Below are 19847 nucleotides of genomic sequence, written 5' to 3' on the forward strand. Positions count from 1 at the left end.
GGCAGCGGCTGCGGCGCACGTCACCGGGTGCGGCGCTGCAGCACCGCGGCGAGGTCGGCGCACCAGCGGTCGGGGCTCGGCACGAGGTCGCGCTTGGTGGCCCGCACGACATGGAGGCCGACGCGCTCGAACGCGCGGTACTTCTGGATGTCGCGATCCCACTGCGCCTTGGATCGGTGCCCCTCCCCCTCGTACTCCTCCACGACGCGAGCGTCGCGATGGGCGAGGTCGGCGCGACCGAGCAGCAGTCCGGTCGCGGGGTCGTGCACCTCGACCTGCACGTCCGGCTCCGGCATGCCCGCATCGACGATGAACAGCCGCATGTCGGTCTCGCGCGGTGACTCGACCTTCTCGCGGATGCGCGGCAGCGCGCTCCGAAGCGCGGACGCGCCGTTCATCCCGGTCCAGCGGTCCGTGATCGCGCGCAGATCATCCATCGTCGCGAGCGGACCCGGGAGCCGGCGCTCCGGGTAGCGCTTCGCCTCGGTCACGATCGCGTCCCCGAGCACGACGAGCTCGTGCACCGAGCATCGGCCGCCCATGAGCGCCCAGGCGAGCGGAGCGGATGCGACGCGGATGCCGCCGACATCCCACGCGATCATCCGTTCGGCCGCGATGCGTCGCACCCGCACCCCTGCCCGGTCCGGGCGGCTGCGCTCCTTCGCCGAGACCACCTCGACATCGTCGGAGCGGGCGAGCCGCCAGGGCACGGGCAGGCCCAGCACGGCGAGCGCCGAGACGCCGCCGAGGCACTGCCACGGGCGGAGCAGCGGCGCGAAGGCTGCGGCCCGCTCGATGAGCGTCGCCGGCTCGTCGACCGTGCGGATGCCTCGGTAGGGCTTGGCGAACCTGCTGCCTCGGAGGACACCCGGCGTGAGCCCCTGGGCGACGCCGGCCCTGAACGCGAATCCCGCGGCGCTCAGCGCCTCCGGCAGCTCCTCCACCATGGGCGGAGGTTCGCACAGCCGGGCCAGCCCCCATGCCGCCCCTCCACAGCCGCGGAGCACTCGAGCGCCCGCGCAGCACCCGCGAAGCGCCGGCCGATGCCAGGGTGGCGGCTTGTTGCAGTCGTGGCGCGCCACTCCTGCAACGACCCGCCACTCGGTCGCCCGCGTGGCGGCGGGGCCGCTACCAGGCGGCGGGCCGCACCGACGCGGGCACCCTGCCGAGATAGGGCAGCGCCCGGTCGGCCGCCGCCTGGATGCGGTCGAGCACCTCGGGGCAGCGCACGCGCCCGTCCTCGAAGTCCTCGCTCGCCGCGTACACGCCGACCGGCAGCGTGAGCGCCTGGAAGAAGGCGAACAGCGGCCGCAGCTGGTGCTCGATCGTGAGCGCGTGCCGGTGCGAGCCGCCCGTCGCGGCCAGCAGCACCGGGGTGTCGACGAGCGCGTGCTGGCCGACGAAGTCGAACAGGTGCTTGAACAGGCCCGTGAAGCTCGCGCGGTAGACGGGGCTGCCGACCACGAGCAGGTCGGCGGCCTCGATCGCCACGAGCGCCTCCTCGACCTCGGGCGCGAGCGCCTCGCGGCGCAGGGCACCGCCCAGCAGCGGCCCGAGGTCGGCGAGCTCGAGCACGCGCACCTCCGCGTCGACGCGCGCCGCCACGGCCGACGCGAGCGCGGCGACGAGGGCCGTGGTCGACGACGGGCGGTGCAGGCTGCCGCTCACGGCGACGATCCGCATGCGCGCATGTGAGCCGAGAAGCGCTGGCACTGGTTCGGTCATGCCGCAACGGTAGGCGCGGGCCGGCGGCCGCGGTCGGATGTGACGCGGCATGACGCCGCGTGACGTCCCGTGCCGCTCCCCCGTTGCCGGGCCGCGCATCCGCTCGGCACGATGCACGGCATGACCCGACAGATCCGCTTCAACGCCTTCGACATGAACTGCGTCGCGCACCAGTCCTCCGGGCTGTGGCGCCACCCCGACGACCGCTCGCGGCACTACAACACCATCGAGTACTGGACGAGCCTCGCCAAGCTGCTCGAGCGCGGCGCCTTCGACGGGCTCTTCATCGCCGACGTGCTCGGCACCTACGACGTGTACGGCGGCAGTCGCGACGCCGCGGTGCGCAACGGCGCGCAAGTGCCGGTGAACGACCCGATCCTGCTCGTGAGCGCCATGGCCGCCGTCACGGAGCACCTCGGCTTCGGCATCACGGCCGGCACGGCCTTCGAGCACCCCTACCCCTTCGCGCGCCGCATCACGACCCTCGACCACCTCACGCGCGGCCGCGTGGGCTGGAACGTCGTCACCGGTTACCTGCCGAGCGCGGCGCGGAACATGGGGCAGGACGACCAGCTCGCGCACGACGACCGCTACGACCACGCCGACGAGTACCTCGAGGTGCTCTACAAGCTGTGGGAGGGCTCGTGGGAGGACGACGCTGTCGTCGAGGACCGCGAGCGCGGCGTCTTCGCCGACCCAGCGAAGGTGCACGACATCGGGCACGAGGGCCGCTTCTTCTCGGTGCCCGGCGCCCACATCTCGGAGCCGTCGCCGCAGCGCACGCCCGTGATCTACCAGGCAGGGGCCTCGCCGCGCGGCGTCGCGTTCGCCGCCGACCACGCCGAGGCGATCTTCGTCGCCGCCCCCTCGAAGGAGGTGCTCGCCGGCACCGTGCGACGCATCCGCGACGCGCTCGAGGCTGCCGGGCGCGACCGGTACGCGGCACGCATCTACACGCTCGTCACCGTCATCACGGGCGCGACGAGCGAGGACGCGCTCGCCAAGGAGGCCGAGTACCGCTCGTACGCGAGCGAGGAGGGCGCGCTCGTCTTCATGTCGGGCTGGATGGGCGTCGACCTCGCCGCCTACGACCCGGCGGAGCCGGTCGGCGACGTGGAGTCGAACGCCATCCAGTCGGTGCTGCACCACCTGCGCGCCGAGGCCGACCTCGGCCGCGAGTGGTCGGTCGGCGACCTCGGCAGGCACGCGGCGATCGGCGGGCTGGGGCCGACGATCGTGGGCAGCGGCGAGGAGATCGCGGATGCGCTGCAGTCGTGGGTCGACGAGACCGACGTCGACGGGTTCAACCTCGCCTACGCCGTGACGCCTGGCACGTGGGAGGACATCATCGAGCACGTGATCCCGGTGCTGCGCTCGCGCGGCGCCTACCCCGAGGCGTACGCGCCGGGCACGCTCCGCGAGAAGCTGCATGGCCGCGGTGCGCGCCTGCCGGACGAGCACCGGGGCGCGAGCCACCGCATCCGCTCGAGCGCGAGTGCCGGCCCAGCCACCCCCTGAGCCCGCATGAACGGGACCCCTCCCACCGAACGGGACCCGGTGCACCGGGTCCCGGAAGGTGGAAGGGGTCCTGAGCGGCGGCTCGGGGTGCCGAAGCGGGTCAGCCCTGCTTCTTCAAGCGGCTCGCCTCGCGGCCGCGCGTCACGGCGTCGAGATTCACCTTGCGGATGCGCACGTTCTGCGGCGTCACCTCGACGCACTCGTCGTCGCGCGCCCACTCGAGGCACTCCTCGAGCGACAGCTGCCGCGGCGGCGTCAGGCGCTCGAGCTCCTCTCCGGTCGACGACCGGATGTTGTTGAGCTTCTTCTCCTTGGTGATGTTGACGTCCATGTCATCGGCGCGGGCGTTCTCGCCCACGACCATGCCCTCGTAGACCTCGTCGCCCGGCTTGATGAAGAACACGCCGCGCTCCTGCAGCGCCATGATGGCGTTCGGGGTCGCCGTGCCCAGCCGGTCTGCGACGAGCGCGCCGTTGTTGCGGGTCACGATGCTGCCCGCCCACGGCTGCGTGCCGTGCGAGATCGCGTTCGCGATGCCGGTGCCGCGCGTGATGGTCATGAACTCGGTGCGGAAGCCGATGAGCCCGCGGCTCGGCACGACGAACTCCATGCGCACCCAGCCGGTGCCGTGGTTCTGCATCCCGTCCATGATGCCCTTGCGGGCGGCGAGCAGCTGGGTGACGGCGCCGAGGTACTCCTCGGGCACGTCGACCGTCAGGTGCTCGAACGGCTCGTGCAGCACGCCATCGACCCGCCGGGTGACGACCTGCGGCTTGCCGACGGTGAGCTCGAAGCCCTCGCGGCGCATCTGCTCGACCAGGATGGCGAGCGCGAGCTCGCCGCGACCCTGCACCTCCCACGCGTCGGGGCGGCCGATGTCGACGACGCGGAGCGACACGTTGCCGATGAGCTCGCGGTCGAGGCGGTCCTTGACCATGCGGGCGGTGAGCTTCGCGCCCTTCACCTTGCCGGCGAGCGGCGACGTGTTCGTGCCGATCGTCATCGAGATGGCGGGCTCGTCGACCGTGATGGTCGGCAGCGGCCGCACGTCGTCGGGGTCGGCGAGCGTCTCGCCGATCGTGATCTCGGCGATGCCCGCGACCGCGACGATGTCGCCGGGGCCGGCACTCTCGGCCGGCACGCGCTCGAGCGCCTTCGTCTCGAGCAGCTCGGTGATGCGCACGTTCTGCACCTCGCCGTCGTGCCGAACCCACGCGACCGTCTGCCCCTTGCGGATCGTGCCCGCCTTGACGCGCAGCAGCGCGATGCGGCCGAGGAAGGGGGATGCGTCGAGGTTCGTCACGTGCGCCTGCAGCGGTGCCTCGTCGTCGTACGTGGGCGCCGGGATGTGCTGGAGGATCGCTTCGAACAGCGGCTCGAGGTCCTCGCTGTCGGGCAGCTGCCCGTCGGCGGGCTTGTTCGTCGAGGCGCGGCCGGCCTTGCCGGACGCGTAGACGACGGGCACGTCGAGGACGGCGTCGAGATCGAGGTCGGGCACGTCGTCGTGGAGGTCGGAGGCGAGGCCGAGCAGCAGATCCTGGCTCTCCCCCACGACGTCGTCGATGCGCGCGTCGGGCCGGTCGGTCTTGTTGACCAGCAGGATGACGGGCAGCTTCGCCTCGAGCGCCTTGCGGAGCACGAAGCGGGTCTGCGGGAGCGGGCCCTCGGAGGCGTCGACGAGCAGCACGACGCCGTCGACCATCGACAGGCCTCGCTCGACCTCGCCGCCGAAGTCGGCGTGCCCGGGGGTGTCGATGACGTTGATCGTCACCGGGCCCTCGGTGGCGTGCGCGCCCACGTACCGGATCGCCGTGTTCTTGGCGAGGATCGTGATGCCCTTCTCGCGCTCGAGCTCGTTCGAGTCCATCGCCCGCTCGTCGTGGGTGTCGTGAGCACCGAACGAGCCGGTCTGCGTGAGCATCGCGTCGACGAGGGTGGTCTTTCCGTGGTCGACGTGGGCGACGATCGCCACGTTGCGGAGGTCTGATCGCGCGGCGATCGGCATGCAGGTGCCTTCCAATGAGGGGTTCGCGACGAACGGCCGCGGCGCCCAGTGTAGCGGGCGGCTCGCGGCCGTTCGTCGGGACGCCTCCGGTCAGATGTTGCGCTCGTCCTCGACGGCCTGCACGTCCTTGCGCTGCTCGACTAGCGCGTCGGGGTCGGCCGCGGCCGGCGTCTCGGTCTCGAGAGACTCCGCAGAGGTCTGTGCGAGCACCTGGTGCCGCAGCGCGCGCCGTGCCGCCTGCTTGTCGGGATCGGGCACCGGGATCGCGGCGATGAGGCGCTGCGTGTACGGCTGCTCGGGCGCTCGCAGGATCAGGTCGCGCGACCCCTGCTCCACGATCTTGCCGTGGTGCATCACCGCGATGCGGTCCGACATCAGGTCGACGACCGCGAGGTCGTGGCTGATGAACAGGCACGCGAAGCCCTGCTCGCGCTGCAGCTCCTTGAGCAGCTCCAGCACGGTCGCCTGCACCGAGACGTCGAGCGCGCTCGTCGGCTCGTCGGCGACGAGCAGCTCGGGGCTCATCGACAGCGCGCGAGCGATGCCGACACGCTGCTTCTGCCCTCCGGAGAGCTCGTGCGGGAAGCGGTTGCGGTACGACTGCGGCAGGCGCACGGCCTCGAGCAGCTCCTCGACGCGCTTGTCGAGCGCCTTGCCGCGGTGGATCTTCGCCAGGAACATCGGCTCACCGATCGACTCGCCGATCGGCAGTCGCGGGTTGAGCGACGACGACGGGTCCTGGAAGACGATGCCGACCTTGCGGTTGAGGCTGCGGGCGATCTTGCGGTCGATGTTCGAGATGTCGACGCCGGCGACCTCGAGCCGGCCCTCCGCGATCGGCTGCAGGCCGATCGCTGCGCGGCCGATGGTCGACTTGCCGGAGCCCGACTCGCCGACGAGGCCGAGCACCTCGCCGGCGTGGATCTCGAGCGAGACGCCGTCGACGGCGCGGAACGTGCCGAGCTTGCCCTTCTTGCCGTACTCGATCGCGACGTTGTCCAGCACGAGCACGGGGGGCGACGTCGAGACGGCAGCCGACTGCTTGGCCTCCGCGGCTGCTCTCGCGTTCGCCTCGACGCGCTGCGCGAGCTCCGCGTCCTGCACCTCCTCGTTCGCGACGAGCGCGAGCGACGCGGTGAGGTCGATCGACTCCTCGCCCTCGGCGCCCTCGCCGAGGCGCGGCACGGCGGCGAGCAGCATCTGCGTGTATGCGGCCTTCGGCGCGCCGAAGATCTCGCGCACCGGCCCCTGCTCGACGATGCGTCCCTGCTCCATGACGACGACCCAGTCGGCGAGGTCGGCGACCACGCCCATGTCGTGCGTGATGAGCAGCACCGCGGAGCCAAGGCGGTCCTTGAGGTCGCGCATGAGTTCGAGGATCTCCGCCTGCACCGTGACGTCGAGCGCCGTGGTGGGCTCGTCGGCGATGAGCAGCTCGGGGTCGAGCGCGAGCGCCTGCGCGATCATGGCGCGCTGCCGCTGGCCGCCCGAGAGCTGGTGCGGGTACGACTTGAACGCCTTCATCGCATCCGGCAGCTCGACGAGGTCGAGCATCTCGAGCGCGCGCGCCCTCGCCTCGCTCGGCGACATGCTGCGGTGGATGCGCAGGGCCTCCATGATCTGGAAGCCGACGGTGAAGACGGGGTTCAGGGCCGTCATCGGCTCCTGGAAGATCGCCGACACGCGGTTGCCGCGCACCTGCCGCATCTCCGATGGGCTGATGCCGGTGAGCTCCTCGCCGCCGAGCTTGATGGAGCCGCGCACGCGCGCGTTCTTGGGCAGCAGGTCGAGGATCGCCATCGACGAGACGCTCTTGCCGGAGCCCGATTCGCCGACGACGGCGACGACCTCGCCCTTGCCGATCTCGTAGGAGACCTCGCGGGCGGCGGGCACCCAGTAGCCGTCGACCGCGAAGTCGACGCTGAGGCCGGTGATCTGCAGGGCGGGGACGTCGCCGCCGGTCGCGTCAGCGCCGGCCGGGTGAGTGCTGGTGTGGGATGTCATGCCGCCTCCTGCAGCGGGGTGTCGGAGTCGTCGCGCGACGAGGCGCCTGCGACGATGAAGCTGTGTCGAACGACGATCTGCATGCCGTGACCGTCCACTCCCGCGTGAACCGGGGCGTAGGCGTCGCCTGCTGGGCGCTGCTGGCCGTGCTCGGCGTGCTCGTCGCCCTGCAGTCGGAGCCGAGGGGCGCCGTCGCCGCGGTCATCCTCGCGGTGTGGCTCGGCTACGCCGTGCTGGTCTTCCTGTGGCAGCCGGCACTCGTGGTCGACGACCGCGGGTCGCGCATCCGCAACCCGCTCCGCACCGTCGAAATCGCGTGGGACGCGCTCATCCACGTCGACACGAAGTACGCGCTGACGCTGTTCACGCCGAACCGCCGCTGGCCCGTCTGGGTCGCGCCGCAGCCGGGCGCCCTCGCCGCTCGTCGCGCCGCGCGCCGAGCGCGCGACGACCGCCACGCCGACCCCCGGAGCCCGCTCGACACGGGTGTCCGTGTCGGCGACCTCCCGGGCACCGAGTCGGGCGACGCCGCCGCGCTCGTGCGCCGCCGCTGGGCGGAGCGCGCGAACGGCGCTGCGGATGCCGACGCCGTCACGGTGCCCGTGACCGTGCACTGGGCGCGTGTGGGCGCCCTCGCGCTCGGCCCGGTGCTCGCCGTCACGGTGCCGCTGCTCGTCTGAGCTCAGCTCGAGCGCGACCGTCGTCACTGGCGCTGCTCCTTGCCCGCGGGCAGCTCCTTGGTGCGCCGCACCGAGAAGCGCTTCTGCCGCGGGTCGAACGCGTCGCGCAGGCCGTCGCCGACGAAGTTGATCATGAGCGCCGGCAGCACGATGAACGCGGCCGGGAACCAGAACAGCCAGGGCCGGGTGGCGAACGCCGACTGGTTCTGCGACACGAGCAGGCCGAGCGACGACTCGGGGGCGCGGATGCCGTAGCCGAGGAAGCTCAGCGCGGTCTCGAGCAGGATCGCCGCCGCCGCGAGGAGCGACGCCGCCACGATCACGACGCCGACGGCGTTCGGCAGGATGTGCTTGAAGATGATGCGCATGTCCGAGGCGCCGGCGACCCGAGCCGCCTCCACGAACTCGCGCTCGCGGAGCGACAGGAACTCGGCGCGCACCAGTCGGGCGATGCCCATCCACGTGACGAGTCCGAGCGTGATCGCGAGCCAGTGCACACCGAGGCCACCGGTCATCCGGCCCACCACGGCGCCCACGACGATCGCCGGGATGACGATGAAGACGTCGGTGACGCGCATGAGGAGCGCGTCGATCCAGCCTCGGTAGTACCCGGCAAGGGCGCCGACGACGGTGCCGAGGATCGTGCCGACGCCCGCGAGCAGGATGATCACGAGGAACGAGTTCTGCACGCCCCGCATCGTCATCGCGAAGTAGTCGACGCCGATGCGGTTCTGGCCGAACGGGTGCTCGCCCAGCCCGAAGCCCTCGCCCGGAATGAGGGACAGCGTTGGACGGCCGCCCTCGAAGGCGGGGGTCGGGGTCACGTAGTCGTACTTCCACCACCCGGGGATCGGACCGAGCCCGATCGCGGAGACGGAGAACACGAAGATGAACGCGAGGAGCACGAGCGAGGCCATGGCCGTCTTGTTGCGCACGAGGCGCTGCATGATGACGCGGCCTTGGCTCTGACCGACGGTGTGCTCGGTGGTCGTGCTGCTGTCGGGGGCCACGGTCGTCACTTCACCCTCACTCTCGGGTCGAGGAGCGCGTAGCTCAGGTCGGCGATGAAGTTGAACAGGATCGCCGTGATGCCGATCACGAGGAAGTACCCCATGATCGGGTTGAGGTCGACCCGGTCCAGCGAGACCGCGAACAGCGAGCCCATGCCGCTGATCGCGAAGACGCGTTCGGTGATGATCGCACCGCCGAGCAGAGCGCCGATGTCAGCCGCCACGATCGTGGTGATCGGGATCAGCATGTTGCGGAACGCGTGTCGAGTGATGACGGTGCGCTCCGAGAGGCCCTTCGCCCGTGCGGTGCGGATGTAGTCCTGGTTGAGCACCTCGAGCAGGCCGGCGCGCGCGTAGCGCGTGTAGCCCGCGAACGAGATGAGCGTGAGCGAGATGGTCGGCAGCAGGAAGTGCGTGAACTGGTCGAGGCCCATGAACCACATGTCGCCCTGCAGCCCGACGGTCGACTCACCGACGGTCGCGATGGGGCGGTTGTTGATGCGCGGGTGCGCGATGTAGCCCGGCCATGCCTGCAGGAACCGGTCGGCCACGACGAGCAGGCCGGCGATGAAGCCGACGAGCATCGTGATGCGGATCACGAGACTGCGGTCCGGTCCGCCGATGAGCCAGCCGATGACGAAGCACACGGCGAGCGTCGCGAGCCCCAGGATCATGACCGTCCAGATCGTCGAGATCGCGAACAGCGGCTGCAGCAGGAAGTACGCGCCATAGGCGAGCAGGCCGGCGATGCCGGCGCCGAGCAGAGCACGCTTGTTGGCGAAGCCGGCGAGCACTGCGACCACGCCGAACACCACGCCGCCGATGAGCAGGAAGAGCCCGACGGCACCGAGGCCCGGCATCTGGAACCAGTTCGTCGCGTCCATGTACACGAGCACGGCCACGGTCGCGGCGGCGGAGACCCCGAACGTGATGAGCCGATTGCGCAACGACCCGGCGACGATGGCCTGCAGGATGAACGCGAGCACGAGCGCGATGATGACGGTCGGCACGATGCCGAAGCTGGAGTCGCCGCTCGAGAGCCAGTTGTTGAAGTCGATCGCGATGAACTCCTTCAGCAGCACCGCGACCAGGAACGACGGCAGCGAGTAGAGGAAGAAGCTGACGAACGTCATCACGAGGTCGAACGCGGAGTACTGCCGCAGGGCCGACACGATGCCGGTGATGACGCCCAGGAGGATCGCGAGGATCGTGGACGCCGCGACGAGTCTCACCGTCGAGACCACGGCGCCGGGGAGCAGCTGCGTCACGGGCGTGAAGTTGAGGTCGACGCCGAGGTCGCACGTCCCGAAGGGCACGAGGCACCCGGCGGCGCCGGCGAGCCAGCCGAACCAGCGCAGCGGCGGCGGAACGTCGAGCGAGAGCCGCTCGATGCGCTGCCCGATCAAGAGCTGGGCGTTCGGGGCGTTCGACGACTGGAGGTCCTCCAGCGGATTGCCCGAGTTCGCGGCGAGCACGTACATCAGGAACGACGCCACGAGAAGAGTGAGGATGGAGGCGATGATGCGCCTCACGACAAAGCTGAGCACGGCTCGGACAGCTCCGATCATTCGGAGATCGCGTGGCTTGTGGCTGCGCGGTCGAGGGACGGACATGGGATGGCCGTGATTGCCGGGACCGAGGTCCCGGCAATCACGGCCGGGTCTGACTCAGGGTGAGTTCGTGACCGTCAGACTAGCTGACGGGCGTCCACTCCCATGCGTTCCAGATGACGCCGGTCTGGCCGCCGTTGAACTCGACGCCGTCGACGGTGCCGTTGACCGCGACCAGGCCGGGGACCTGGAAGAGCGGCAGGCCGTAGAAGTCCTCGCGAGTCAGTCGATCGATCTCGATCTGGATCTCGGTGAGGCGCTCCTCGTCGCCGATGGTGGTCTGCGACTCAGCGACCAGGGCGTCCACCTCGGGGTTGGAGTACCCGTTGTAGTTGCCGCCGCCGCCGGTGCCGACGATCTGCGGGAGGCCCGCGTAGCCGACACCGGGCGAGATCCATCCGAAGATGACCGCGTCGTAGGTGCCGCTGCCGAGCAGGCTCGACCAGTCGGGCGAGCCGGCGTCCTCGACCACGAACCCGGCCTCAGTGGCGCTCGCCTGGATGAGCTGGAAGGCGTCCACGCGGTTCGGGTTGTTCGTGTTGTACATCAGCCTGACCGTGGGGGTCGCACCGGCGAGCAGCTCACGAGCGCCCTCGATGTCAGGCTCAGCGAAGTCGGCGTAGCCGTTGGCCGCCACCGCGTCCGCGTACTGCGGCTGGTTGGCGACGAACTGCACCGAGTTGAGCACCTCGGCCTCGGGGTCGACCGGGGTCACGATCGCGTCGAGGATCGCCTGGCGGGGGACCGTCTTGAGGAAGGCCTCACGCACGATCGGGTCGGCGAAGACCTCCGAGTTGAAGGTCAGGTCGAGGTGGTCGTACGACAGCTGCGCACCCTGCAGAAGGGTGCCGCCGAAGGCCTCGATCGCCGCGACGGTATCAGCAGACGGCTGCGGCTCGATGACATCGACCTCGCCGTTCTGGAGGGCCGTGATCTGCGCATTCGGGTCACCGATGAAGCGGATGATGAGCTCGTCGAAGGCGGGAGCCTCCTCGCCGCGCCACTCGGGGTTCGGCTCGAACGAGATGAAGCCACCGTCGTCGGCCTGGAAGTCCTTGACGACCCACATGCCGGCCGAGACCAGCAGGCTCTCGTCCTCGGGCATCGCGGTGATGTTGTAGCCCGTGGTCCAGAGCTCGCCCATCGTCGCGAGCTGCTCGTTGGGAGCCGCAGGGGCTGCCGGGTCGCCGGCGGGCGTCTCCTCGAAGAAGGTCGCGAGCTCCTCGACGGAGCCGAAGCCGGCCTTCTCGGCGAAGACGTGTGCGGGCTTCGTGATGAGGTTGACGAGGTTCCAGTCGACGAACGGCTCGCCGTACGTCAGCGTGAGCGTCCCGGCCTCCTCGTCGATCTCCGGGAACTCGGTGGTGTCGAGGCCAGCAGTCGATCCAGCGATCTGGAAGTACTGGTTGCCGCCGGTGACCTCACCCGTCTCCTCGTCGAACGAGGCGTCGTCGAAGTGGCCGGAGCCGACGACCCAGGAGAGCAGGAGGTCGGTCGTGGTCATCGGCGTGCCGTCCGACCAGACCGCCTCGGGGTCGAGGGTGTACTTCACGACCAGCGGGCTCTCGCTGACGAGCTCGACGGTGCCGTTCGTCTCGTCGGGCACGATGTTGAACTCGGGGTCCACGTAGAAGAACGAGCCGGGGCCATCGCCGTTGCCCGTCAGGTTGTCGACCATGCCGTTGGTGTTGAGGTTGTTGTCGGGAGTGTCCGAGTTGAGCGCCGTCGCAGCGTTCGTCTGCGCGACGCTGATGGTGCCGCCAGCTGCGGCGCCCGGGTCAGCGGAGCCCGATGCCGAGGGAGCCGGCGTGCTCGTGGTGCAGCCGGCGAGCGCGACCATAGCGGCGGTGCCGATGGCGAGCCCGACGAGCGCGCGACCGCGACGCCTGTTCTTGTCTGTCACTGTTCCTCCTGTGCAAGGTGAGCGGGCGGCCGCTAGAGCCGCGTCGCCCGTTGGATAGTCAGCAGTGTATGCACGGGCTCTCAGGGGGACGCGCCGGGCAACGCGATCGTTACCAAGTTGGAAGCCAATGCGCCGGAGCGGGCCGGACACGTAGCGTTGGCACGTGCATCCGCCTCTGCCGGGCTCCGGCCCGACGCCCCTGCCGACCGTGCCTGCACCCCCGCCGTCGCAGCGCCGGCTCGTCGTCGAGCTCGCGATCGTGCTGCTGCTGTCGCTCGGCGCGAGCGCGATCTGGTCGGTGCTGCAGTTCGTCGACCTCAACACCCGGGCCGCGCCGATCGGCGAGCAGCAGGTGGCGCTCAACCCGGCCAGGTCGGACCGGGCGTGGCTCGACCTGCTGTACCAGCTGACCGGGATCGCGCTCGACCTCGTCCCGGTCGCGCTCGTGTGCTGGCTGCTGTGGCGGGCGCGGCGGCCGCACCTCGGCGCGCTCGGGATCGATGCGGCGCGGCCCGTGCGCGATGTGCTCTCCGGAGTCGCGCTCGTGCTCGTGATCGGTGTGCCCGGCATCGCGCTGTACTTCGTCGGGCGGCAGCTGGGCCTGACCGTCGACGTCGTGCCGTCGCCGCTCGACGCGCACTGGTTCACGGTGCCGGTGCTGCTGCTGTCGGCGCTGCGAGCGGGCCTCACCGAGGAGGTGATCGTCATCGGCTACGTCTTCGAGCGGCTCAAGCGGCTCGGCTGGGGCTCCGGACGATCGGGCATGTGGCCGATCATCATCGCCGCGGCGGTGTTGCGCGGCGTCTACCACCTCTACCAGGGGGTGCCGGCGCTGTTCGGCAACATCGCGATGGGGGTGCTGTTCGGCTGGCTCTACGCGCGCACGGGCAGGCTCGTGCCCCTCATCGTGGCGCACACGCTCATCGACGTGGCGGTGTTCGTCGGCTACCCGTGGGCGTACGCGACGTTCCCGCAGCTGTTCGGCTAGCGCCGGGTGCGGTCAGGGCGCCGGCGCCTCCACGCCCCACTCCCACGCGTTCCAGGTGAGGGATGCGTGCCCGGCCCTGGGCGAGACGCCCTGGATGCCCGCGGCGCTGATGGTCAGCCGGCCGGGCTCCGCGATCGGCAGCGCCACCGCGTCGGCGACGAGCGAGGCCTCGATCTCGATCAGCGTCTGCTCGAGCGCGTCCTGCTCGGCAGTGACGAGCGCCTCGTCGAGCAGCGTCTCGCGAGCCGGGTTCGCGATCGCCGAGAGCCCGCCGCCGCGCCAGCGCTCCACGACCTCCGCCGCGTCCGCCGGCGCCGGCGCGAGCCGCAGCACCGCGTGCCAGTCGTCCTGCGCGAGACCGGCGCCGAGGTCGTCGACGCCGCAGTCGCGCACGGCCCAGCCGGCCGTCGCGGCCTGCGCGGCGATCACCGGCAGCGCGGCGGACGCGAACGCATCCGCCCGGTCGTAGCGCACGCACAGCTCCGCGCCGGGCTGGATGCCGACGGCGTCGCGCTCCGCGGCGGCGCGCTCCTCATCGGCGCCGCCGAAGGCCTGCGGGAAGCCGGCGTCCTCGAGCGCGTAGCCGTACACGCGAGTGCCGGAGCGGAACAGCACGGAGTCGACGATCGCGGGGTCGACGATCGTGGTGTCGACGCTCGACGGATCCGCGGCAGCCTCGCCCAGCGCCGCCTCGGCGACCGCGCGCCGGTCGATGGTGTGCAGGAAGGATCGGCGGGCGTCGGCGGGCTGCAGCGGCGCGCGATCGGCGCGCAGCACGAGCTCCCACCGGCTGCCGTCGCCGGCGGTCGAGAGGGTGGCGTCGTCGCGATCGAGGTCGCGGATCGCCTCCCGGTCGGCGCCGGTGGGACGGACGGTCGCGACGTCGAGCTCGCCCGCCGTGACGCCGGCGAGCGCCGCGGCGTCGTCGGCGGTCGAGACGAGCGCGATGCGCTCGACCTGCGGCAGCTGCGCGCCGACGTACTGCCCGTTGGCGACGAGCTCGACCCGTCCGTCGCGCACGGCGTCGAGCCGGTACGGCCCGCTCGACAGCAGCGCGGCGTCGTCGCCCGCGCCATCCGCGAGCGCTGCGGGGTCGACGCCGAGGGCGCCGCTCCAGGCGGCGGCGAGCGGCGACAGCGCGAGCGGATCGGCGCGGTCGATCGCGTCGAGCACCCGCTGCTTCGCCTCCATCGGGTCGGTGACGCCGAACACCCGCTCGCCCAGCACGTGCGCGGGCACGGCGACGTCGAGCGCGATCCGCCAGTCGGGCACGGGCTGCGCGAAGCGCACGTCGATCGCGCGCGCCCAATCGTCGCGCGTCGGCGCCTCGGCGGCGTGCGCGAGCCCGCCGGGCTCCGCCACGTCGAACCAGACCGTCGCCTCGGGCAGGTCGATGCGGCCGTCCGGGCCGCGCAGCGCCTCGACGTCGAGGTCGGGCGTCGAGAGCGCGTTCGACGACGCCGCCCAGGCGAGCATGAGGTCGGCGGCGTCGATCGGCACGCCGTCGGACCAGCGGATGCCGTCGGCCAGGTCATAGCGAACGGTGAACGGGTCGTCGGCCACGACGGTCGCGGTGCCGAACGACGGGTCCTCGCGCACCTCGCCGTCGGCGTCGACCGTCGCGAACGCCGCGCGGGTCATCGCGGCGACGTCGAGGTTGCCGGGCGTGCGGCCCTCGACGCTCGCCGCGTTCGCGGAGGTCAGCTCGCCCGACCAGGCGACGTCGACGCTCGAGCCGGGCTCGACGCGCGGCTCGACCTGCGGGCCGCACGCGGAGAGCAGGGTCGCCGCGACGGCCGCGCCCGCTGTCACCAGCAGGGCGCGGCCGCGACGGGTCGGTCTCGACACGCTCAGCGCCCTGCGGGCGCGGAGCGGCTCGACCAGCGGTGAGAGCGCGGCATCAGGCGAACGCCTCCACCGGCGGGCAGCTGCAGACGATGTTGCGGTCGCCGTAGGCCTGGTCGATCCGCGCGACCGGGGGCCAGTACTTCCCGCGCTCGACGCCAGGCACGGGGAACACCGCGTGCTCGCGCGAGTACGGGCGCTCCCACTCGCCGTGCACGAGCGAGCCCGCCGTGTGCGGTGCGCGCCGCAGCGCGCTCTCCGCGAGCGGCACCTCGCCGCGCCCGACGGCGTCGGCCTCGGCCTTGATCGCGATCATCGCGTCGATGAAGCGGTCGATCTCGGCGAGGTCCTCGGACTCGGTCGGCTCGACCATGAGCGTGCCCGCGACCGGGAACGACATCGTCGGGGCGTGGAAGCCGTAGTCGACGAGGCGCTTCGCGACGTCGTCGTTCGTGACGCCGGTCGCCTCCTTGAGCGGACGCAGGTCGAGGATCGCCTCGTGCGCGACGAGCCCGTGCTCGCCCGTGTAGAGCACCGGGAAGTGCTCGCGCAGGCGCGCCGCGACGTAGTTCGCAGCGAGCACGGCGCTCGCGGTCGCCTTGGTGAGGCCGTCGAGCCCCATCATGCGCACGTACGCCCACGAGATCGGCAGGATCGACGCGGAGCCCCACGGCGCGGCCGCGATCGGGTTCGCGCCCACCAGCAGGCCGTCGATGCGCTCGCCCTGCTCGCGCGGGTCGCGCGGCAGGAACGGCGCGAGGTGCGCCTTCGCCGCGACCGGGCCCACGCCGGGGCCGCCGCCGCCGTGCGGGATGCAGAACGTCTTGTGCAGGTTGAGGTGCGAGACGTCGCCGCCCATGTCGCCGAAGGTGGCGTGACCGAGCAGCGCGTTGAGGTTCGCGCCGTCGATGTACACCTGGCCGCCGGCCTCGTGGACGAGGTCGGTGATGCGCCGGATGCCCGACTCGTAGACGCCGTGCGTCGACGGGTAGGTGATCATGAGCGCGGCGAGGTCGCCCGCGTGCGTGCCGATCTTCGCCTCGAGGTCGTCGATGTCGACGTCGCCGTCCTCGCTCGTCGCGACCACGACGACGCGGCAGCCGGCGAGCACGGCGGACGCCGCGTTCGTGCCGTGCGCCGACGCGGGGATGAGCACGACGTCCCGGTGCTCGTCACCGCGCGAGCGGTGGTAGCCGCGGATCGCCATGAGCCCGGCGAGCTCGCCCTGCGCGCCGGCGTTCGGCTGCAGCGAGACGGTGTCGTAGCCGGTGATCCGCGCCAGCCACTCGCCCAGCTGGTCGATGAGCGCGAGCGAGCCCTCAGCATCCTCGACCGGGCCGTACGGGTGCAGCTGCGAGAACTCGGGCCACGTGATGGCCTCCATCTCGGCCGCGGCGTTGAGCTTCATCGTGCAGGAGCCGAGTGGGATCATGCCGCGGTCGAGCGCGTAGTCGCGGTCCGAGAGCAGCTTCGCGTAGCGCATGAGCTGCGTCTCGGAGCGGTGCGTGCGGAACACCTCGTGCTGCATGAACGCGCTCTCGCGCTCGAGCGACGCAGGGATCGCGCGATGCGGGTCGCCCAGCTCGGTGGCCTCGGAGATCTCGAGCGCCTCGAGCAGCGCGCGGAACCCGTCGACGTCCTCGATCCACGTCTCGTCGAAGCTCACGTGCAGCGTGTCGTCGTCGGGGCGGTGCACGAGCACGCCGGCGTCGGCCGCCGTCGTCTGCAGCTGCGCCGCCCGACCGGGCACGCGGATGCGCACGGTGTCGAAGAACGCGTCGTGCACGACCTCGACGCCGGCGTCGCGCGCGGCGCGGGCGAAGCGGGTGGCGACGCCGTGGACGCCCTCGGCGATCGCGGTGATGCCCTCCGCGCCGTGGTAGACGCCGTACATCGACGCCATGACGGCGAGCAGCACCTGCGCGGTGCAGATGTTGCTCGTCGCCTTCTCGCGGCGGATGTGCTGCTCGCGCGTCTGCAGCGTGAGGCGGTAGGCGGGGTACCCGTCGGCGTCGACCGAGACGCCGACGAGGCGGCCCGGCAGCTGGCGCGTGAGGGAGTCGGCGACGGCCATGAAGCCCGCGTGCGGCCCGCCGAAGCCCATCGGCACGCCGAAGCGCTGCGTCGAGCCGACGGTGATGCGTGCGCCCTGACGGCCGGGCGCCTCGATGAGGGCGAGCGAGAGCAGGTCGGCGGCCGCGACCGGCACGCCGCCCATCTCGGTCGACGCGGCGAAGATGCCGCTCGCATCCCACACGCGGCCGGATGCGCCGGGCAGCTGGGCGATGACGCCGAAGGATGCGGGCAGGTCGGCCGGGGCGAGCTCGGCGAGCGGCAGCTCGACGAGCTCGATCCCCGTCGCGTGCGCGCGGTGGCGCAGCAGCGCCTTCGACTGCGGCAGCAGGTCGGCGTCGACGACGAGCACCTTCGACGCCGACTTCGACGCGCGGCGCGCGAGCAGCATCGCCTCGACGACGGCGGTGCCCTCGTCGAGCATCGACGCGTTGGCGACGTCGAGGCCCGCGAGGTCGGCGACCATCGTCTGGAAGTTGATGAGCGCCTCGAGCCTGCCCTGGCTGATCTCGGGCTGGTACGGCGTGTACGCCGTGTACCAGGACGGGTTCTCGAGGATCAGCCGCTTGATGGGCGGCGGCGTCACGGTGCCGTGGTAGCCGAGCCCGATGGCGCTGCGGCGCACCCGGTTGCGGCTCGCGATCGCGCGGAGCTCAGCGAGCGCGGCGGTCTCGGACGCCGCGTCGCCGATGCCGGTGCCCGTGGAGCGGATGCCGGCCGGCACCGCGGCGTCCATGAGCGACTCGAGCGAGTCGAAGCCGACGGCCGCGAGCATCCACTCCTGCGCCGCCGCGTCCGTGCCGATGTGGCGGTCGACGAAGGGGCGCATCAGGCGGTGAGCTCTCGGTACGCGGCCTCGTCGAGCAGCTCGGGCTGCTCGGTGAAGCGCACCTTCACGAGCCAGCCGTCACCCTCGGCACCGGAGTTGACGAGCGTCGGGTCGCCCGCGACCTCGTCGTTGACCTCGACGACCTCGCCCGCGGCGGGGGCGATGAGCTCGCCGACCGACTTCGTCGACTCGATCTCGCCGATCGCCTCGCCGGCGGCGAACGAGCGGCCCACGCCGGGCAGGTCGACGAACACGACGTCGCCGAGCGCGGCCTGCGCGAAGTCGGTGATGCCGATGGTCGCGACGTCGCCCTCGGTGCGGATCCACTCGTGGTCGGCGGTGTACTTGGTCTCGCTCATGCTCGGGCCTCTCGGGTGTAGAACGGCAGCTGGGTGACGCGTGCGGGCAGCTTCGTGCCGCGCACGTCGACGGACAGGGAGTCGGAGGTGGCCGAGCCGGGCTCGACGAGCGCCATGGCGATGGGGTGGCCGAGGGTCGGCGACAGCGCACCGCTCGTGACGCGGCCGACGACGCGGTCGCCGTCGAGCACCGGGTAGCCGGAGCGCGGGGCGCGGCGGCCGTCGGCGGCCAGCGCGATGAGCACGGGCGCGTCCGGTGCGGGACCGGCCTCCACGGCGCTGCGGCCGACGAAGTCGCCCTTCATCTTCAGCGCGACGACGCGGCCGAGGCCGACCTGCGCCGGCAGGGTGTCGACCGAGAGCTCGTTGCCGTAGAGCGGCATGCCCGCCTCGAGCCGGAGCGTGTCACGTGCTGCGAGGCCGCAGAGGACGAGCCCGTGCGCCTCACCGGCGAGCACGAGCGCGCGCCACAGGTCCTCGGCGGCGTGCGAGGCGATGTACAGCTCGAAGCCGTCCTCGCCCGTGTAGCCGGTGCGGGCCAGCAGCACGTCCTCTCCCTCGAACACGGCGGGCAAGCTGCGGTAGTAGCGCAGCGGCTCGATCGGCTCGGACTCGAGGCCGATCGCGCCGACGATCGCGGCAGCGGCCGGGCCCTGCACGGCGATGAGCGCCGTCTCCTCGGTCTCGTCGACGATGGTCGCGTCGAAGCCGGCGATGCGGGCGGTGAGCGCGTCGAGCGCCGCGTGGCGATTGGATGCGTTGGCGACGACGAGGAACTCGGCATCAGCCGTGCGGTACACGATGACGTCGTCGATGATGCCGCCCTGCTCGGCGAGCAGCAGCGAGTACTTCGCCTGCCACAGCTCGATCGCGGAGAGCCGCCCGGCGAGGGCGTGGTCGAGGAACGCTCCGGCCTCGGGCCCGCGCACGCGCAGCTCGGCCATGTGGCTGAGGTCGAAGAGCCCGGCGCGCTCGCGCACCGCCTGGTGCTCGGCGAGGTCGGAGCCGTAGCGCACCGGCATCTGCCAGCCGGCGAAGTCGATGAGCTGGGCGCCCGCGGCCTCGTGGATCGCGAGCAGCGGCGTGCGCGGCGCGGTCTCGGACGATGGTGTGCCGGTCGTGGTCATGAGTCCTCCTGCGTGGTCCGGACTCCCCCACTGTCGCCGACCGTCGATGGTCTGCTCCAGAGTGGCCTTCCCGCGCGGTTCGAGGACCTGAGAGTTTGGCGGGGAGGCTTGCTCCTTCGGTGCCCCCTGAGGGGCTCTCCCGCGCGGGCGTGCAGCGGCCGGCTGTGCGTG

Annotated in this window: 14 protein-coding genes and 1 riboswitch; of the genes, 3 read left to right on the forward strand and 11 right to left on the reverse strand. The window is 71.7% G+C overall.

What is annotated here, in order from left to right; all coding sequences use genetic code 11:
- Positions 1-20 precede the first annotated feature (20 nt).
- Positions 21-947, reverse strand: a complete 927-nt coding sequence (locus ACLQ21_RS11655) for a hypothetical protein (RefSeq protein WP_425663843.1) — start codon at positions 945-947, stop codon at positions 21-23.
- Between the two features lie 181 nt (positions 948-1128).
- Positions 1129-1725, reverse strand: a complete 597-nt coding sequence (gene msuE / locus ACLQ21_RS11660; RefSeq protein WP_425663844.1) for an FMN reductase — start codon at positions 1723-1725, stop codon at positions 1129-1131.
- Positions 1726-1845: 120 nt separating this feature from the next.
- Here msuE and ACLQ21_RS11665 point away from each other — a divergent pair, with 120 nt between their 5' ends.
- Positions 1846-3243 (forward strand): LLM class flavin-dependent oxidoreductase, encoded by a 1398-nt coding sequence (locus ACLQ21_RS11665; protein WP_425663846.1) that lies wholly within the window; start codon positions 1846-1848, stop codon positions 3241-3243.
- Between the two features lie 100 nt (positions 3244-3343).
- Here ACLQ21_RS11665 and typA read toward each other — a convergent pair whose 3' ends face one another.
- Together typA and ACLQ21_RS11675 are read right to left on the reverse strand one after the other, a co-directional pair.
- Entirely contained in the window at positions 3344-5248 is a 1905-nt protein-coding gene (typA, locus tag ACLQ21_RS11670) for a translational GTPase TypA (protein WP_425663848.1), read from the reverse strand.
- A 90-nt stretch (positions 5249-5338) separates the two neighbouring features.
- Positions 5339-7252, reverse strand: a complete 1914-nt coding sequence (locus tag ACLQ21_RS11675; RefSeq protein ID WP_425663850.1) for an ABC transporter ATP-binding protein — start codon at positions 7250-7252, stop codon at positions 5339-5341.
- A 62-nt stretch (positions 7253-7314) separates the two neighbouring features.
- On the opposite strand from ACLQ21_RS11675, the gene ACLQ21_RS11680 reads away from it, so the two are divergent.
- Positions 7315-7932, forward strand: a complete 618-nt coding sequence (locus ACLQ21_RS11680; RefSeq protein ID WP_425663852.1) for a PH domain-containing protein — start codon at positions 7315-7317, stop codon at positions 7930-7932.
- Positions 7933-7955: 23 nt separating this feature from the next.
- Here ACLQ21_RS11680 and ACLQ21_RS11685 read toward each other — a convergent pair whose 3' ends face one another.
- The 3 genes from ACLQ21_RS11685 to ACLQ21_RS11695 all read right to left on the reverse strand — a co-directional run bounded on the left by ACLQ21_RS11685 (position 7956) and on the right by ACLQ21_RS11695 (position 12455).
- Positions 7956-8951 (reverse strand): ABC transporter permease, encoded by a 996-nt coding sequence (locus ACLQ21_RS11685; protein ID WP_425663854.1) that lies wholly within the window; start codon positions 8949-8951, stop codon positions 7956-7958.
- Positions 8948-10474 (reverse strand): ABC transporter permease, encoded by a 1527-nt coding sequence (locus ACLQ21_RS11690; RefSeq protein ID WP_425663856.1) that lies wholly within the window; start codon positions 10472-10474, stop codon positions 8948-8950. Before ACLQ21_RS11690 ends, ACLQ21_RS11685 begins: the two co-directional genes overlap by 4 nt.
- A 160-nt stretch (positions 10475-10634) precedes the next feature.
- Positions 10635-12455: an ABC transporter family substrate-binding protein gene (locus tag ACLQ21_RS11695; RefSeq protein ID WP_425663858.1), complete on the reverse strand. Its 1821-nt coding sequence runs from the start codon at positions 12453-12455 to the stop codon at positions 10635-10637.
- Positions 12456-12618: 163 nt separating this feature from the next.
- Between ACLQ21_RS11695 and ACLQ21_RS11700 the strand changes: the two genes are divergently transcribed.
- Positions 12619-13443 (forward strand): CPBP family intramembrane glutamic endopeptidase, encoded by an 825-nt coding sequence (locus ACLQ21_RS11700; protein WP_425663860.1) that lies wholly within the window; start codon positions 12619-12621, stop codon positions 13441-13443.
- A gap of 12 nt (positions 13444-13455) precedes the next feature.
- On the opposite strand, the gene ACLQ21_RS11705 is transcribed toward ACLQ21_RS11700, so the two are convergent.
- The 4 genes from ACLQ21_RS11705 to gcvT are packed head-to-tail and all read right to left on the reverse strand — an operon-like array spanning position 13456 to position 19676.
- Entirely contained in the window at positions 13456-15291 is a 1836-nt protein-coding gene (locus ACLQ21_RS11705; RefSeq protein ID WP_425663862.1) for an ABC transporter substrate-binding protein, read from the reverse strand.
- A 52-nt stretch (positions 15292-15343) separates the two neighbouring features.
- A complete protein-coding gene (gene gcvP, locus ACLQ21_RS11710) occupies positions 15344-18193 on the reverse strand; it encodes an aminomethyl-transferring glycine dehydrogenase (protein ID WP_425663921.1) in 2850 nt (949 codons plus the stop codon).
- Positions 18190-18549, reverse strand: coding sequence for a glycine cleavage system protein GcvH (gcvH, locus tag ACLQ21_RS11715; protein WP_425663863.1), 360 nt, complete (start codon positions 18547-18549; stop codon positions 18190-18192). The genes gcvP and gcvH overlap by 4 nt, the downstream gene beginning before the upstream one ends.
- Positions 18546-19676 (reverse strand): glycine cleavage system aminomethyltransferase GcvT, encoded by a 1131-nt coding sequence (gene gcvT / locus ACLQ21_RS11720; protein WP_425663865.1) that lies wholly within the window; start codon positions 19674-19676, stop codon positions 18546-18548. Before gcvT ends, gcvH begins: the two co-directional genes overlap by 4 nt.
- Before the next feature lie 65 nt (positions 19677-19741).
- Positions 19742-19828: riboswitch (glycine riboswitch) on the reverse strand.
- Between the last annotated feature and the right edge of the window lie 19 nt (positions 19829-19847).

It is taken from the genome of Agrococcus sp. DT81.2 (assembly GCF_049844935.1).
Classification (GTDB): domain Bacteria; phylum Actinomycetota; class Actinomycetes; order Actinomycetales; family Microbacteriaceae; genus Agrococcus.